A 561-nucleotide genomic window follows, 5' to 3' on the forward strand; every position below is an offset into this window, starting at 1 on the left:
GCTATTATACTTGGAACCTTATTGGGTGCTATTTTCATGGCTTCACATTCTGCTCAGGGACCTAAACTTGGAATTCCTCAAATGATTCAAAGTCGAGCACAGTTTGGAGTAATCGGAGCTATTTTCCCGCTATTTCTTGTAATGTTTGTGTATTTAGGTTTTTTCGCAAGTAGCAGTGTGCTTGCAGCACAAACATTAAACAGTTTAATACCCATTAATCAAAGCTGGGCTATAATAATCTTAAATATTCTTTGTTTTATTGTTGCAATTTTTGGCCATGATTTAATTCATAAAATGCAGAAAGTATTATCATGGTCTTCATTTGTTGTGTATCTAGCAGCAACAATTATTATATTTCAGTTACCACTTCCGACAGGAAGTTTTTCATTAAGTGGTTTGGATTTACCTGTATTTTTACTCGCTATCAGCATTGTAGCAACATGGMAATTAGCATATGCACCATACGTAGCAGACTATTCACGCTATCTGCCCGTTAATACATCAACTGCACAAACCTTTTGGTATAGTTACCTGGGTACATTTGTAGGGACTGTATGGATG

Annotated in this window: 1 protein-coding gene; it reads left to right on the forward strand. The window is 36.1% G+C overall.

Annotated elements, in window-relative coordinates:
* Positions 1 to 561: purine-cytosine permease family protein (locus tag AC1DRF_RS31785; protein ID WP_477742801.1), on the forward strand; the 561-nt coding region annotated here is incomplete at both ends.

The organism is Priestia sp. P5_B4, assembly GCF_056400385.1.